Below are 15,653 nucleotides of genomic sequence, written 5' to 3' on the forward strand. Positions count from 1 at the left end.
TTTGCCTTCCCTGAACGATCACTCCGCCCGCGTGGAGATCAGCATCTTGCTTGAACGCAAGCGTGTTATTCTCTTTGGTAAAGATTTGATCGCAGGCCGAGGCGTCGATCGTCCAGGCTCCGTTCAGATCCGCAGCCTGTGTCGGGGCCGATTGCGTAACGAGAAGTACTAATAGCACCGAGGGATTGAAGGTTCTCATGAAACTCTCCGATTAAATGGTCAACTACCGGAGCCCGTTCGCGCGATTGGACGTAAAATCGTCGCTAAATCGATCTCTTCGACGCGGACACCGCGCGTCATCCCGAAAAAGTGGGACAGTGCCAGGACAATCATTTGTCGTGCGAACCACCGGTAAGGTTCAGGTGGCACCCACGTGCGGTTTGCAGAAGCTGGCTCGCCTTCAGAGAAAAGGGTTGCGCGGCTCCGCGAACGCTAGGTCGAGAGCTTATGCTTTTCAATGCCAGCACGGCGGCCGAGATCGCCCCCGCTTTCGACGAGGCAAACGAAAACATGTTGTAGGTCTGGCTTTTTGGCTCGAGGACTCGAGCCGAGTGTTGGGGTTGGCAGCGCTGGATGGCCGAACGTCGCCCTGTCGAAATCACCTTCGACGCCGAACAAGAAGTGTCCGGCCTGAAAATTGTAGCCCGCTTGAATGCCAGCAATAAACTCAGTGAGGCCACCGTAAAAATTGTTGCCGGGAACGTTCAGGTTGCCGCTGGTCCACGCGCCACCGAAATTTGCGCCGACATATGCCTGGCCGCAGAGACGGCCCAGCAGACGCTTCTATTTCGTGAACATTGGCCTTGAGGGCGCCGTTGGCGGCGTTGCCGCTGCAGGCGAAATATTGAACGTCAGCCAGAGGTTCCAGCCCGCGGGCCGACTGGCATTGGCGAATTCGCCGTAGGCCTTCAGGTTGAGATAGCCCTGCAGCTTGTCTGCGAGCGGAAAGATGTAACCAACCTGCGGTCCGATGCCCTGCACCCGCGACCGGAAGCAGCCGACGCGATCACCGGAGCCGCTGTCGCAGCCGATCTCCTGATAGAGATAACCCACCAGGCCGACCTGCCACTGCTTGGTCAGGAATTGCGACGCGCCCCAGTCGAGGTGCATGTCCACCCCGCTTTGGTATTGGGTGGCCGGGTTTTTGAAGTTGTATGTGAATCCGAGCACCGCCGAAAATTCGTGCCCGGTCTGTTGGTTCAAATAGGTGTAGCCGCCGCCGGCGTCGACCGCCCAATGCCCGATCCCTATGTTGGCAAGACGGGCTGAATCGTACATCCCGACCGGGACGTCCCCGGTGATGTAGGTCATATAGTTGTTAACACCGGCATTCCAGCGCAGCGCGAACTGTGGGTACACATCACCAAATCCCATAATCGAGCTGTTGATACTGTCGGAGCGCGAGAAAGGAAATGTGGTGCCGCCCGGACCCGTCACCGTTCCCGTGAGTGTTCCCGCCAGCGACGTGCTGTTGGCGCCGTAGGCTGCAAGAAAGCCGGCAGAGGCCTGACCGCCGAACACCGGCGTTTCGAAGGCGTAGTTCGCAATCAAAAAGCCAATATCCAGATTGGCATGGACGTTGGCGTTCGCGGTGGCCGTGACATTCGCCGGGATATTACCGATGGTGATCTCACGGGCCCGCGCCACGTCGCCAGCGGCGGAAACCGAGTCATGCCAATAGATGGTGGTCGCCGACCACCCCGGCGCCTGCTGGGGCACAGCCGCGAGACTGCCATAGAGGCCGGGCACCCAAAAGCTGACGCCGCCTTCGTCGGCGCGCGCCATTTGAGTGGGAAGCGACAGCAGAGCGGCAAACGATCCGATGCAGAAAAGACGCAGTGCTGACCTCGATCCAAGATCACACATTGTGTCAGTCCCCTAATTTTTCTAGGTCTTAATTCTCCCCAATCCCCCAAAATATGCCCACGACGCCAACATAGTCCGGCACGGGGGGGCTCCGTCTATGCCGAATCGGCAAGGCCTGCGGGCCTCCTGCTGTTTGTTCGAGACCGTGTCTCGGGTGTCACAGTTGCCGCGCACAACCCACTGCGGTTTTCCAACAGCGCCGCACGACCGTTGTAAAGGTCGAGAGGCCATGGTGCGAAGTGTTGTTGAATGAGGGCTGAGCAAGGCAGCTGCCAAGCGTGCAGTGACACTGCCGACGAAATCAGCGGGCGACAATTGTGGATCATTCTGGTGGGCGCGCCACCGCCTCCGTGGTGCTGGCCTATGTTTTGCTGCCGACCTAAGCGAACGGAACCACCACTCACGATGCCGCCTCCCATGATGATAGCCCTAAAGGATCAAGTCTGGCGGCATCAGCAGTGCAGTCAGCCAATAGTCACGTATCAATGGCTATTGTTTCAAACGTGCGCGGAGTTCGTCGGTTAGACGAGCCAGGTTGCGGTCGTTCGGCGCGAGATGGGAGAGGCGCTCGAGATAGTCGAGTGCGGTACCTAGATCTCCGGAGTCGCGGCTGAAGGTTGCCAGCGCCAACAGGGTATCGCGATCTTCGGGATGCCGGGCCAGGTTTTCCTTCAGAACCTTCATCGACTCATTGATGCGGCCCGATGAATGCAGCGCCACGGCATAAACATAGGCGTAGCGCGCCCGCTCAGGTTCCAGCTCGGTCGCGTCGCGGAATTCGCCGATTGCATCATCCGGTAACTTCTGTCGCGTCAGGGTGAGCCCGAGCGCATGGTGCAGTCCTGCGTCCCGGGGGGACGATACGATGGCTATCCTCAGCACGCTCGCTCCGTCGCCCTCACGGCCAAGTCGTCGGTACAAATCTGCGAGATTGATCGCCGCAGGCGCATATTGCGCGCTGAGGCGCAGTGCGCTCTTATATTCGCTCTCTGCGTCAGTGGTGAGTCCGCGACTGACGAAGAAGTTTCCGAGCGCTGAGCGAGCTTCAGGTCGATCAGCGTTGAAACGTTGCGCGGCGATGAACTCGGCTGTTGCCGTCTCGTAAGCCGCACGATCGGAGATGGGCTGGTTGGCAGCGGGCACCGCAGCCAGCACCGACACTGCTCTGATACGAACGCTAAGGCTTGAATCGGAGAGCAGGGGTGAGACCAGGGGCCAGAGCCGGTCGCCTGGAAGGCCGTCGAGCATCTCGAGGGCACCAATCCGAACCATCGGATCAGGATCGGCCAAGCCCTTGCGGGCAAGCTCGATATTAGCGGGCGAGACCCGGGATCGAAGTTCGCTCAGAGCGCTCGCTCGCGCGATCGCCGGCATTGTGGGGCTAGCTGCAACGACGGCCAGCAGAGCGGCCGCGTCGCTACGATCAGCCCAAGAAGCCTGGAAAGCCTCAGCGTAATTCTGGAAACCTTTTCGGACCGGCCCGTGCCAGCGCTCGACTGCATCGGTCGCCCATTGTGCGGATTTGTCGACGTGACAATTGTTGCAGGCGTTCGGCGTGCCAAGTTTCACGGAAAGATCCGGCCTGGGAATTCGAAGGCTGTGATCATGCCGCTTGTCAACCACCATATAGGTGCTGACCGGCATATGGCAGGACGCACAAGTGACTTTTGGTGTCACGTCACTGTGGTGGGTATGGGATGCAACCTCATAGCTGTCTGAAGCGTGGCACTGCAAGCACAGGCCATCGTCGGACGCGCGCAATTTGGCGGCGTGCGGCTCGTGGCAATCGCTGCAAGTGACGCCTGCTGCAAACATCTTGCTCTGCTTGAACGAGCCGTAGTTGTAGACTTCGTCGAGCATCTGCCCGTCGGCGTGATAGAGGCCGCGGGCCAGATTGGAGACCTGGTGCGTGTCGGACAACGGCCGCCCAGGTGTCCAGTCCTCGGAAAATTGTGCTCGTCGCGCATGACACAAGCCGCAGGTCTCGACTTCCCGGCGTATCGCAGCAGGGGAGAGGTTGCGTTGCGGATTGCCGGTCTTGGGATCGCGGTTCCAAATCACGCCGTCCCGCTCGTCGAGAAACACGGCAAGGCCCTTCAGAGGGTCGTTATCCCGTCCGAATGGCCACCAGCTCCGCTGACTGTATGCCCAGTTGACGTGTCGCGAGCCCTTGCCGTGGCACGCCTCGCAGCCGACGCTGATCTCCGCCCAGTTGGTGTGGAAACGGTCGTTGGCCACGTCGTAGTTCTTTTGCACACCCGTCGAATGGCACTCGGCGCACATGAAATTCCAGTTTTGATTGAGCTTGGTCCAATGCAACACGTCGTCGTGCTTGATCGCTTCATTTGGATAGAGATGAAACCAGCGCTGGCCGCCCTGGTCCTTCGGCCGGTTGTCCCAGGCGATTGAAAGCGCCTGTATTCGGCCATCCGGAAATTCGATCAGATATTGCTGGAGGGGGGCGATTCCGAAGGTATATTTCGCCTCGAAGGTCGCAAGCTTGCCGTCGGCGCCGTCGGTTTCGACGAAGAATTTGTTCCCCGTTTTGAAGAAGCGGGAATGGACGCCGTAGTAATCAAAACTCGCATCGTTGAAGTCGCCGAGCACGGAGGCGGCACTGGCGTGCTGCATGGCGTGCCGGTGCTGGGACCCGGCCCACAACGTAGCTTCAGTCTTGTGACATGCGCCGCAGGCTTCGCTGCCGACGAAGGCGGGAGCAGTGGCCGCACTCGTGCGATGTAGTGTCTCGGGCAAGCCGGCTCTTTCCTCGCGGAGGAGGTAGATGCCCAGGCTACCTATCGCGATCGCTGCAATTGACGCAAACACTGCGATCCGCAGCTTCAATGTCCGAGAGCGATCGGGGGGAGCGCTGACAGCTTCGTTCCGAGCGTCCGCGGCTGGCCTCGATGGGGCGGCGCGCTTTGACAGCGCGTCGCTGTTGCCGGTTCGTCCCTTCTTGCGCGCCACTGGCCCTACTCGCTAGACGCCGACCCCTTTTAAAAGGGAGATTGATCAAAGGATTTGGTGCGGGCTATGCAAATTCGGCAATTCCGAGCATTCCGGTCAGAAGTCTCCATGTCCTGCGGTGCCGAGGTGAATATGACGCGTGCCAAGCGATCCTCGTCTCACCACCCGTCGCCATAACCTTGATAGCAGCCGTTCACCCAGCCGTAGCCGTCCCAAAATAGACATTGGTCATAACCCGTATACGAATAGTCCCAGGTTCCGGCAGCGATACCCGCACCGACGCCGGCTGCAACAGGCCAGCCCCATCCGCCCCCACGCCAGCCCGGCCGCCATCCAGCCCAGCCGCCGCCCCAACCCGGGCGGCCCCAGCCTGGTCGCGCTACGACAGCGCCTCCTCGAAAGCCGCCAACAGCCATGGCGCTGGCTCCCCGCATAGCCAGCGCCCCTAAATCCGCCGCCGAAACCTCCTCCCGCAAAGCCTCCGCCATGAAACCCGCCTCCGCCATGGAACCCGCCGCCGCCAAAGCCTCCTCTCGCTGCTGCAGGATCTGGAGCCAGCGCCAGCATTGATGCAACGATCGCCGTACCGCTTAAGATTGCCAATCTGCTGTTGCGCATTGCATGCCTCCGTTTGGTTTCGGGAATCGCCAGCCGAGACGGTGTGATCCGCCATGTTCACGTGCATTTACACGAGGCCGGTGCTCGACACGCGATGATCGGCGCTATCGAACTTTGCTGTTTCTCTTCCATTGATGGAGGTCGCCAAGTTTGGCGGAAGCGCGCTGAGCACGCTATGCAGTTTCGCCTGGTAGAGACTGATCGACGCGCGCGACGATTGCATCACGGAAACAGACGCATTGGACTAGCGGTGACGAGAGCTGATTTGATCCTGATTATCAGTCATCTCGGTTCTTTGCTCGGCGTTGTTGATCGAGTTGGGGTTCAATCGCACAGCCCTTCATCCTTGAGCATGTGGGGAGCAAAGCGCTTTAAGACCACTCGCAGGGCAACCCTAACGTGACTTCGGCGGTTGGACGGCGCGCGAGTTTTGAAGTTTGTGCTCGGCTCGTGGCGGTTCGCTAGGCGCGGCCCCGGCGCGATGCAGGGAGCGCTATTTCAGTTGCTCCACCTTCGCTGCCATGTCGGGGTAGCGACTAATCCTGTACGTGGCGTTGCTGCATTGCAAAACCCAAACCTCGTAGTCCGGCTTTGATCGCTTCGCGTCTCGTATCGCGCGCTTGGGTTGTTCGCACGCAACGCCTTGAGTCCGGATCTGTGCCGCCAGCATGTCCTTGACTGTATTTCCAGCGGCCCATGCGACTGGTCCGAAAGGTCCACCGCCTTGAGGTATGCCATCGACGATCAAAAGGATTGCAATCAGGAAATGCCGACGCGCCATCATCTCAAGTCCTTGTTTCGGGACGGCTTCTGCTAAACATCCGGGTCGAAGGTTGGCCGAAACTCCCTGTTCGAGCTATGCATGTTCGGCAAGATTTCTTGATCTCGGTGTGTCAGGCTGATGTCTAAGAAAATGCGGGTACTGCGGACCCAAAACTTCACCACACCGGCGGCCGAACGGTTGGCTCAACACCTGCGGAAGAAGGAAGACCGGGAGCGGGCGGTTGCGGCTGGCCGGCAGGCGGCAGCAGTTCTCCCCAGTTTGTCCGTGCCCGCATCTGCTCGCGCGTCGCGGCGGTGACGAAATAGCTGTCTTCCCGGATCTGCCATCCACCCCCAAGCGCCCGATAGATGGCGGTCGCACCGAGTGCGACATTGGCCGAGGCTGTCGCCACATTGCTCTCCGCCTGAAACAGATTCTGCTCGGCAGTCAGAACGGTCGTGAAATCTGTCGCCCCTTGCTCGTACTGTACCGTCCCAATTCGCAAGGCGCCGCACGCAGCTTTCGGCGCTCCTGCGAGGCGGCCGGGCAATTGCCCCAAGCTGACAATTCCAATCACTGCCACCGCGATGAGAACGGCAAACACCGTAAATGCATCCAAGACGCCAAACATGGCGTTTAGCGTCGGACCACCTTCTCGCGCGACACGGTCACAAGCTGACGAACACCGTTGCCTTTCCTCCGCGGGCGGGGAGGGCGGTTCGGAACGACATGAACAAGTCCCCTCGAAACGTCCTCGCGGAGGTTGCACTACTGCTCGAACGGGAACACTCGCTTCCAGTCGTTCTTCATGCTGATGACAGTCCAGCCGTCCTTCTTCGCCTCCTCGTAGAGTGCGGCCGTGAAAATGCCGACCTTGCTGTCTGGCAGACCTTGCGCCGGGCCGTAGGCGTACTCGCGGTCGGCATCGTCATGCAGCACCAGCATCGTTAGCCGCGCGCCGGCGCCGGCACCGGTCCACTCAAGCATTTCGCGATCACCCGTCGAGTTGCCGAACGCGGCATAGGGCCGACGGCCAATCATGAGGTGAATCCCCTCTGGCTTGCCTGCGTTGTCGTCGTTCAGGACGAGCTTGGGCTCCTTGGTCAGGAACGGTTTGCCGTCCTTGTCGTAGCCATATTTCGTTCCGCCCGCAGTCCCGACCACCTGCTCGGGCGGGATGCCATAGACTTGCTGGGCGTAGACGCGTACGAAGTCTTGCCCGCCGCCGGTCACGATATAGGTCTTGTAGCCGTTGTCGCGCAGCAATCGGAGTACTTCGAGCATCGGTTGATAAACGAGCTCGGTATAGGGGCGTTTCCAGCGCGAATGCCTCGCGGTTTCGATCCACCTCTTCGCTTCGGCGTTGAATTCGTCGACCGACATGCCGGTCAGCGTCGCAGCCAGGATTTCCTCGAGGTCCCGCAAGGAAAGCTTGGCGATCGCCTCCCGATCGCCCGACAGAACGGTCTTGAACGGTGCGACGTCCTTCAGCTCCGGCTTCCTTTCGACCACCCCCGGGACACGCTCCAGACAGTACAGCACTTGCGTGTACATGGGATGCTCGACCCAGAGCGTGCCGTCCTGGTCGAACACCGCAATGCGGTCATCCGGCGGCACGAAGTTCGAGTTGGCCTGATCAGTGGTGGTGCGCACGAAGTTGAGGATCGCCTGTTTCGCCGCGCCATCATTCCAGGAAGGCAATGGGCTTCCGGACGGGGTTGTCTGCGCCGATGCCGGAACCGTCAGGAGCGGTCCGGATAAGGCGGGCAACATCGTCAAGATCGAAACCAGAACGCGACGGTTCGTGCGATAGTGCAGGAGCGAGAGCAAGGCCACCTCCTAATTCGTCGATGGTGGAAGCCTCAGCTTCTCCATCGCCTGCTCGACCGAGAAGCTGCCGGGCCGCTGGCGCGGGGGGAATTCGCGGAAGCTTGCGATATGTTGCGCCACGATCGCCTGCGCCGGCACAAGCAGGAAGGCGTGTTCAATGAACCATCGCACGTAGTCGCCCGATTCGTGCTGCGACCGCTCGAAAGGATCGGATCGCAGGTTAAGCAATCTGGGTAACCTCAGCTGCTGCAGAGGCTCCGCCCAGACATCGAGACCGTGGGCACGCTGCTCCAAAAAAACAGCCTTCCACTGATCGTAGCGCAAGCCGGCCAGGTTGCCGTCGTCGGTCCAGTAGAAGAACTCGCGGCGCTTGTCCGCCCCCTTGCCGGCGAGGAGATCGCGCTGGTCGTATCCATCGAGGTGAACCTTGAAATTTCTGCCCGCCGCGTCATAGCCCTGCAACAGCTTGTTCTTGATATCGGGTTCGCCGGCTGCGGCGACCAGCGTGGTTGCCCAATCCTCGGCGGAAAAGATATCGTTGATCTCGCTGCGGGGAGAGACCAGTCCGGGCCAGCGTACCATCGCCGGCACGCGATAGCCGCCTTCCCAATTGGTGTTCTTCTCACCCCGAAAGGGGGTTGTGCCGCCGTCGGGCCAGGAGAATGTTTCGGCGCCGTTGTCGGTTGTGTAAATCACGATCGTGTTGTTGGCGATGCCGAGGTCATCGAGCTTCTTCAATAGCTGTCCGACCTGCCCGTCGTGCTCGACCATGCCATCCGGATAGAGGCCAAGCCCTGTCTTGTCTTGTGACTCAGGCTTGAGGCGGGTCCAGATGTGCATCCGGCTCGGATTGAACCAGACGAAGAACGGCTTCTTCTCGCGGTTGGCACGTTCGATGAAATCTGTCGAGGCTTTGAGGAACTCCTCGTCGACTGTTTCCATGCGCTTCTTGGTGAGTGGCCCGGTGTCTTCGCACTTTTGTTTGCCCCAGGGACCAAAGCGCGGATCGTCACCAGGCGCGTCGGTCGAGGTTGCGACACATTTCAGGACCCCGCGCGGACCGAACTGTGCCCTGAACGCTGGATTTTTCGGATAGTCTGTGTGCTCCGGTTCGTCCTCGGCATTGAGATGGTAGAGATTGCCGAAAAACTCATCGAAGCCGTGTACAGTCGGCAGGAATTCGTTGCGATCGCCGAGATGGTTTTTGCCGAATTGTCCGGTTGAATAGCCCTGGGGCTTCAGTAGTTCGGCAATTGTCGGATCCTTGTCGGATAATCCCTCCTTTGCCGCTGGCAGGCCAACCTTCAAAAGTCCCGTGCGCAGCGGGCTTTGTCCAGTAATGAATGCGGCGCGCCCCGCAGTGCAGGATTGCTGACCATAATAGTCGGTGAAGATCGCGCCCTCATTGGCGATACGATCGATGTTGGGCGTGCGATAGCCCATCTGTCCCCGGTTGTAGGCGCTGATGTTCCAGTACCCGATATCGTCGGCCATGATGACGAGGATATTAGGCTTCTGCGGCTGCTGTGCTGATGTCGGTGCAGCGATTGTCGTTGCAGCTGCGAGTACCGCGAGCAGCCCGAGAGCCGTGTTTTTCAGATTGTACATGATCAATCCTCCAAACTCGGCTCGGGACCGGCTCAGCTGATCTGCGAGCTCTGTTCGATCCGTGATCCAGTTCCGTGATCCAGTAGAGCTCGCATCACCCGTGTTGGAAAGCTTCGTCACTTCATCGGTGGCGGGCGGACGCCCCTGTGGGGCGCCCGCCCGTTCATATGACCCTTGCTTCATGCACCTAGTCACTCGCTGAACGGGAATTGGCCTTTTTGACCTCTTCCAGGACTCCGCTGAGGTTGTAGCTTTCAGGCGCCTGCAGTGGCGGGTACTTCTCGTACGTTGTCAGATGCTGCAGCCAAAGCTGTTGGCCGATAGGCAGGAGGTTCCAGTCGTACAGAAAAGCAGTCGTCGGGCCGCCGAGCGCTCCTCCGATGCTCAGGGCCGTCTTTTGGTCGATGCCGACCGCCTGCTCGAAGGGATCGCGTTTGATGTTCTGGACGAGCGTGAAGTGGAACGGGACGAGCGGCATGATCCAGCCGGCCGGCCCGGGCTGCGACATCGTGTAGTACATCTTCCAGTTCTTGTAGCGCACCGCCGACGGCGTCGCGCCCGAGAAATAGAAGAAGTGATCGCGGGCCGACTTTTCGGACTTGCCTTCGAGATAGTCGCGCTGGTCGAAGCCATCGAGGGTCGTCTTGACGATACCGGGGTACTTCCCTGCCTCGATCTGCTGCTTCAACTCGTCGCCCTTGGGGCCGCCGGCGATATCGACGAGCGTCGGCACCCAGTCCAGCGCGGCGAACAGTTGGTTCTTCACCGTGCCCGGCTTGATATGCCCTGGCCAGCGGATCACCATCGGGGCGCGGTAGCCGCCTTCCCAGGCCTCGCCCTTCTGGCCTTTGAACGGTGTCACGCCGCCGTCCGGGAAGGTGATCGCCTCGGCGCCGTTGTCGGTGGTGAACACGACGATCGTATTGTCGATCTGCCCCATGTCGTCAAGCTTCTTCAGGACAAGCCCGATGTTGTCATCGAGTTGCTTCATGCCAGCTTCTTGGAGTCCCCAATCCTTCCCGCCCTGCTCGCCCATCATGGCCTCGTACTTCGGCGGCAACACGGTCGTGACGTGCATGCGTGCCGGGTTGTACCAGACGAAGAAGGGTTTGTTGGTTTTCTTCGGGTCATTGCGATCAAGGAAGTCGATGACCTTGGTCGAGATCTCCTCGTCGACTGTCTTGGAGCGCTCCAGCGTCAGCGGTCCTTCGTCACTACACATTTGGTTCTTGCCAGTGCCGTCCGAGGATTTGCATGACAGCATATTGCGCGGAGGCGTCAAACAGACCGTAGTCTTGGCGTCCACCGCGCCAGGCACTTCCGGCACGCCGGGGATCGGCGTGTTTTTGCACGGCGGCGCAACGGTCTGCTGGAGCGGAGTCTTGTTGATGTCGGGAAAGCTCACCCCCTGCATCGCATCGAGGTGATAGAGGTAGCCCCAGTATTCCTGGAAGCCGTGCGCGGTCGGCAGAGCCTCGGTGTGGTCGCCGAGGTGGTTCTTGCCGAACTCACCCGTGTTGTAGCCGAGATCGAGCAGGAATTGGGCGAGCGCCGGCGTGCCGGGCCGCAGGTAGGACGGGCTCCCCGGGAGCTGCGGCGGGATCATGCCGGTGCGCAGCGGATACATGCCGGTGAAGAACGCGTTGCGACCGGAGGTGCAGCTCTGCATGGCGACGTAATCCACGAACATCGCGCCCTCATTTCCGATGCGATCGATGTTCGGTGTCTCGCCAACCATCAACCCGCGGTGATAGATGCTCGGCTGCATCCATCCGATGTCGTCGCCCATGATGAAGAGGATGTTGGGCTTTTGTCCCTGCTGGGCGGAGGCAGGAATGCTCGCTATTGTCGTGGTGGTACACAACACGGCAAGAGCGCCCCAGATTGTTCTGAACATGCTCATGGTTGCTTCCCTTGATATCGGCTGCCTAAGCCCGGGCCGCAGCCTTCGCCCACCTCCACCCGTCGACCGAGCCTTTGCTCCTTATCCATACGGGATCGTGCCCCGCGTTTTCGGTCGACGCTCTCGCGACTGGAAAATTCGCCGAAGTGCCGTGGTTGCGCTATGCGATTTCGGCAGCTCGCGCTTAACTTTGCGGAGCCTGTTGCAGTGTAGCCGAAGGTGATTCACCGAAGGTGATGCGATACGTCACCGCGAACCGCCCAAGCTCGAGGAACTGATGATTTCGGGCGACTTCCGACACGCTCGTTGTCGAAGGATCGGCACGTCGCAGCGCGGCGCGAGCCTTGTTCAATCGTCGCAATAAGAGATATCGCATGGGGCTTACGCCAAAAAATTCAGTGCAGCACATGCGCAGTGTTCGCTCTGGCACGCCGATCTCTGTACAAAGCGCGGACATGCTTAGCTTTTGGTCGATGCGTTTGCTTATCGCTTCTTCGAAACGAACGATCACCGCGCCGTGATGGAGTCTAGTCTTGGGATTGTCGCCCGTCCCGTTGGCGGCCAGGCAATTGATCGTCGCGTGAAGTAGTTCCCGCTCCAGCGCTCTTGCGGCCTCGGTAGTCAGTTTGCGCCTTTCCGCAAGGCGGCAGGCTTTCGCGAAAAGACGCTGGAATCTCAATGCCTCCGCCTGCGCCGGGCGGAGTATCTTGCTTGTGCGCGGCGGCGCAATCGTCCGACCCGTCAATGCCTTGCTGCAACTCTCAAGTAGCCTAGGCGATAGCGCCATCAAACCCCATTGGCATGCGCCGTTGGATTGTTGATGCGTGGGTTGGCCACGACCGTGCAAAACCACGTCGCCGCTACGCAAAGTAAATCCGTCGGATATGAGAGACTGCGCACCCACTGGAAACGATAGGAACGTTCGCTCCGGGGGTAGCGAGACATAGGCAATGCGCGGAAGGTTCTCGCAACATAGACAGATTTCCAGATCCTTCAATTTCAGCCGTGTCAGCCGTGCCTTGAAATCGCCGGCACCTGTTATCGTGAGATTGATAAATGCATCGGCGAATCCGGCTGAGTAACTATCGGGATCGCCAAAGGTGAGTGTGCAAGTCTCTGCCATGTGTCCCGTCCTGTTGGACCGGCGGACAATTGTTGCGACCAGTTGAATTATTGGTCTCACCGCACGCAGCAGTATCAGGCAACTGGCCGCCTTCGGCTATGCAGGTTCGGAAGCTCGGTCCGGTGGGTGGAATGTGACGAATATGCAATTCCGGCAAGCTGGCAGATGATCTCTCGTTAGGTGCTGCGCGCACGGGTACTTCCGTGATCGACAACACGCCCAGCCTCACACGTGATCGGACACGTGCTGGGCGGATAGGTTTCAGCCCGGCCGAAACAACGATATCCAGCCGCCCCAAGCTCGCTATGCATTTTCGGCACGAATTATTGGATCGTTTGGTTTGTCTTCAGATGAGTGGAGGTGCAAGCACAACGCCCGTGACAAATTTGAAGGAAGCAAGCAAAAAGAAGGCGCGAAACTGGTCGGAGATTAAAGCAAGAGTTGCAGCCATGTGCCGGGTTTATTGAGATGACGCGCGCTCCGCTGGTGTAACATTCGGTTTGCGCGCCATTGGCCCGCGCTGAGCAGCCGCATAAGCGGCCCCAGAATCCATTCTTCCTGGTCGTATCCCAGCGGGAGCGTCTGTGACAAAAGCGTGACAGTGAGGCGCGAAAAGTCCCGGATTCCGGAGAGCCCTTCTGGATAAGTCGATCTTTCCTATTGCCCCGTCGCAGAGTTCATCTTCCCCTCAGTCTGGGGAACGGGGGACATTGCGATGCATCGACGTACCGCTTGGCGGCTGCTTGTTCTTTTCATTGTTCTTGCAAGCACTCCGGTTAGTGCAGCGTGCATTGATCCCGCGCAGCTTGCACACTCGACCGTCAGCATCATGCGGTATTGGGATGACACGGAACGCGACGCGCATCCCAACGTGGCCGGCATCCGGGGCACTGGTTGGTTCCTGTCCCCGGCGACGATCGTCACCGCCGAACACGTCACCGGGGCGATGAAGCTCTCGACAGAGGATTGGAGGCCGCTCGAGATCAGGGACGAAGATGGCGCCCAGTTCATCGGGGCGCGCATCCAGCGCCTGGCGGGAGGTGCCGCAGAAAGACTGGCCGTGATCGAACTCCAACGGCCCGTTTCCACCGCGCGGAGCTTTGCGATCCGGACCAAGCCGCTCGTACCGGAAGAGCAGGTCATGACGTTCGCCTATCCGGCCGGCCGCCCGCACCTCGTAGAAGGGCGGTTCGTTCGATTGGGAGATGGTGGGAAGCTCGACAGCATGGCGCTCCTCGAAATTTATGAAGGCGAGAACCGCTTTGTCATCGATCACGGCGCTTCCGGAGCGCCGGTGGTCGATTGCGACGGCCGCGTCGCTGCGGTCATCAGCCATGTGTTCACGCAAACTTTGGTATGGGCGTCCCGCCAAATACGAATCTCTACAGCATGGGGAATGCCCAACGTCGCTTCTGTGCCCGCCCAGGCGCTCGATGAGGCGGCTCTCGCCGCTCCAGCGCTTGTTCCGCAGCAAGGGAAGGCGGACGATTGAGGCTGATCGCAGTCCGGTCCGACTACGGCATTTCCGGGGTCCCTGCATTTGGCTCAAGCGATCCGCAAGTGTGTGACTGCCAGCGATGCGGGACGATTGTGATGGACTTCCGGCTGCTCCGCGGGACGGCGCAGTGTATACGAGGGTGTTTCTCCGAACAGCAGATTGTAGGCACCCGAAAAACGCCCGAGTTCCCAAAAGCCGTGGTCAGTAACGATCTGCGTGACGGTCGCCTTCCACGGATCTGAACTCAGGAGCGCCCGCCGCACGAGGTGCATTCGGCGCAAGGTGAGATAGCGGATTGGGCCCATGCCGAGATGCTCTTCGCAGGAGGCGCGAAGCGATCGCTCGGCAACACCGATCGCCGCGCAAATTTCGGCGAGATAGAGCGGCCGGCTGGGATTTGCTTCCAAGAATTCTTCAAACCGCGCCACGATGGTCTCGTGGCGACGGCCCCCTGCGGTTGGCTCGACGGCAGCGCCTTCGGTGAGGCACCTTACCATGAGGTGAACGAGCTCATGCTCTAACGACCGAAGCACTTGCGGCAACTCAAGGATATGCGGATTATCATGGGCAAGCTGCCCGACGCTCTTATGCAACTTCAACAGTCGGACCGTCAGTGCAGAATGTGGGCGAACGACTTGCTTTTGCGGCGTTTTCGGAAACTCACGGCCGACTATCGTCTCAGCAGCAGCATCCAGATCATCAATCGGAAGAGACATTGCTCCGTAGTGAAGGTTAGCGTCGGATCGTTGATGTACGACGTCGGACCGGTTCACTACGATGTCGCCGGGCAAAATCTCGAGGCCACAGTGCAGGAATCGTGACGAACCGGGTTCGGAAAGAAAGCCGATCGATCTACGCCCGGGCTTGACCGCGACAGTATTGACCTGAGGAAGGGACACATGAATCCGATGAACCAGGAGCCTGTTCATACCGATCTGTGTGATCTCGGCATGGAAACGTCCCCTCACGGTCGGGATCAGTTCGAGTTGTGCAGACCGAATGACTGCGGAGCACGTCGACGGTTCGGTAAAATTAAATACTCTACTCCACGCCACTGCTATTCTCCCCTGAAAAAACAGAGGCTGTTATCTGTCGGACAAGACGCGCGCCAGCATCCGTGGAATCGGCTTCGGATCGCAAAAGCAGAGCAGGGTGGTCGCGGCGACACCCAAATGGGGGTTGTATTGTAGCCCTTCATACTTGTGATGCGTGCACCACTGTTGACATAAATCAATGCGGGAATTGTGACATGAACGGCGAGTTGCTGCGCAACGCAGTTAGCTCAACATCTTATGGGCGTTCGCGGCGTCTCAAACGGAAATCGCTTCGTGTCGACGACGCTCCAAGTGTTCCTAGCTGCGAGGTCGAACGCGACATCGAGCCGGCCTCCCACGGTTCAAGGCGCATGATGCCGATGCGGGCGAATATCGTCGGGCCGCCTCGCTCTGCGACCAGAAACAGCGCCTCCATGGCGGCC

Annotated in this window: 11 protein-coding genes and 1 pseudogene; 2 read left to right on the forward strand and 10 right to left on the reverse strand. The window is 59.6% G+C overall.

Features of this window, described 5'->3' with window-relative positions:
* Positions 1-199, reverse strand: a pseudogene (locus SO156_RS22495) (hypothetical protein); the annotation flags it as partial.
* 374 nt (positions 200-573) lie between these two features.
* Between SO156_RS22495 and SO156_RS22500 the strand changes: the two are divergent.
* On the forward strand, positions 574-807 hold the full coding sequence (locus SO156_RS22500; RefSeq protein ID WP_458151429.1) for a hypothetical protein: 234 nt from the start codon (positions 574-576) through the stop codon (positions 805-807).
* On the opposite strand, the gene SO156_RS22505 is transcribed toward SO156_RS22500, so the two are convergent.
* The 8 genes from SO156_RS22505 to SO156_RS22540 all read right to left on the reverse strand — a co-directional run bounded on the left by SO156_RS22505 (position 784) and on the right by SO156_RS22540 (position 12,678).
* Positions 784-1,866 (reverse strand): SphA family protein, encoded by a 1,083-nt coding sequence (locus SO156_RS22505; RefSeq protein WP_458151428.1) that lies wholly within the window; start codon positions 1,864-1,866, stop codon positions 784-786. The genes SO156_RS22500 and SO156_RS22505 overlap by 24 nt on opposite strands.
* A 489-nt stretch (positions 1,867-2,355) precedes the next feature.
* A complete protein-coding gene (locus tag SO156_RS22510; RefSeq protein ID WP_498536315.1) occupies positions 2,356-4,497 on the reverse strand; it encodes a multiheme c-type cytochrome in 2,142 nt (713 codons plus the stop codon).
* Between the two features lie 1,447 nt (positions 4,498-5,944).
* Positions 5,945-6,235, reverse strand: coding sequence for a hypothetical protein (locus tag SO156_RS22515; RefSeq protein WP_458151427.1), 291 nt, complete (start codon positions 6,233-6,235; stop codon positions 5,945-5,947).
* 154 nt (positions 6,236-6,389) lie between these two features.
* Positions 6,390-6,845: a hypothetical protein gene (locus SO156_RS22520; protein WP_498536267.1), complete on the reverse strand. Its 456-nt coding sequence runs from the start codon at positions 6,843-6,845 to the stop codon at positions 6,390-6,392.
* 137 nt (positions 6,846-6,982) lie between these two features.
* Complete coding sequence (locus SO156_RS22525; RefSeq protein WP_458151425.1) at positions 6,983-7,915, reverse strand: HAD family hydrolase; 933 nt, start codon at positions 7,913-7,915, stop codon at positions 6,983-6,985.
* 138 nt (positions 7,916-8,053) lie between these two features.
* Complete coding sequence (locus SO156_RS22530; RefSeq protein WP_498536268.1) at positions 8,054-9,652, reverse strand: arylsulfatase; 1,599 nt, start codon at positions 9,650-9,652, stop codon at positions 8,054-8,056.
* A gap of 187 nt (positions 9,653-9,839) precedes the next feature.
* Positions 9,840-11,441 (reverse strand): arylsulfatase, encoded by a 1,602-nt coding sequence (locus SO156_RS22535; RefSeq protein WP_498536316.1) that lies wholly within the window; start codon positions 11,439-11,441, stop codon positions 9,840-9,842.
* 298 nt (positions 11,442-11,739) lie between these two features.
* Entirely contained in the window at positions 11,740-12,678 is a 939-nt protein-coding gene (locus tag SO156_RS22540; RefSeq protein WP_498536269.1) for a helix-turn-helix transcriptional regulator, read from the reverse strand.
* Positions 12,679-13,393: 715 nt separating this feature from the next.
* Here SO156_RS22540 and SO156_RS22545 point away from each other — a divergent pair.
* Positions 13,394-14,170: a S1 family peptidase gene (locus SO156_RS22545; RefSeq protein ID WP_498536270.1), complete on the forward strand. Its 777-nt coding sequence runs from the start codon at positions 13,394-13,396 to the stop codon at positions 14,168-14,170.
* A 53-nt stretch (positions 14,171-14,223) separates the two neighbouring features.
* Here SO156_RS22545 and SO156_RS22550 read toward each other — a convergent pair whose 3' ends face one another.
* Positions 14,224-15,105, reverse strand: a complete 882-nt coding sequence (locus SO156_RS22550; RefSeq protein ID WP_498536271.1) for a helix-turn-helix domain-containing protein — start codon at positions 15,103-15,105, stop codon at positions 14,224-14,226.
* Positions 15,106-15,653 lie beyond the last annotated feature (548 nt).

Source organism: Bradyrhizobium sp. UFLA05-125 (assembly GCF_059803515.1).

What these genes read in the sequence shown, in the direction of transcription:
- SO156_RS22515 (WP_458151427.1), bottom strand. Translation starts at nt 6,235, where the DNA reads ATGATGGCGCGTCGGCATTTCCTGATTGCAATCCTTTTGATCGTCGAT.
- SO156_RS22545 (WP_498536270.1), top strand. Translation starts at nt 13,394, where the DNA reads ATGCATCGACGTACCGCTTGGCGGCTGCTTGTTCTTTTCATTGTTCTT.
- SO156_RS22500 (WP_458151429.1), top strand. Translation starts at nt 574, where the DNA reads ATGGCCGAACGTCGCCCTGTCGAAATCACCTTCGACGCCGAACAAGAA.
- SO156_RS22520 (WP_498536267.1), bottom strand. Translation starts at nt 6,845, where the DNA reads ATGTTTGGCGTCTTGGATGCATTTACGGTGTTTGCCGTTCTCATCGCG.
- SO156_RS22510 (WP_498536315.1), bottom strand. Translation starts at nt 4,497, where the DNA reads ATGCAGCACGCCAGTGCCGCCTCCGTGCTCGGCGACTTCAACGATGCG.
- SO156_RS22535 (WP_498536316.1), bottom strand. Translation starts at nt 11,441, where the DNA reads ATGGGCGACGACATCGGATGGATGCAGCCGAGCATCTATCACCGCGGG.
- SO156_RS22540 (WP_498536269.1), bottom strand. Translation starts at nt 12,678, where the DNA reads ATGGCAGAGACTTGCACACTCACCTTTGGCGATCCCGATAGTTACTCA.
- SO156_RS22550 (WP_498536271.1), bottom strand. Translation starts at nt 15,105, where the DNA reads ATGAACAGGCTCCTGGTTCATCGGATTCATGTGTCCCTTCCTCAGGTC.
- SO156_RS22505 (WP_458151428.1), bottom strand. Translation starts at nt 1,866, where the DNA reads ATGTGTGATCTTGGATCGAGGTCAGCACTGCGTCTTTTCTGCATCGGA.
- SO156_RS22530 (WP_498536268.1), bottom strand. Translation starts at nt 9,652, where the DNA reads ATGTACAATCTGAAAAACACGGCTCTCGGGCTGCTCGCGGTACTCGCA.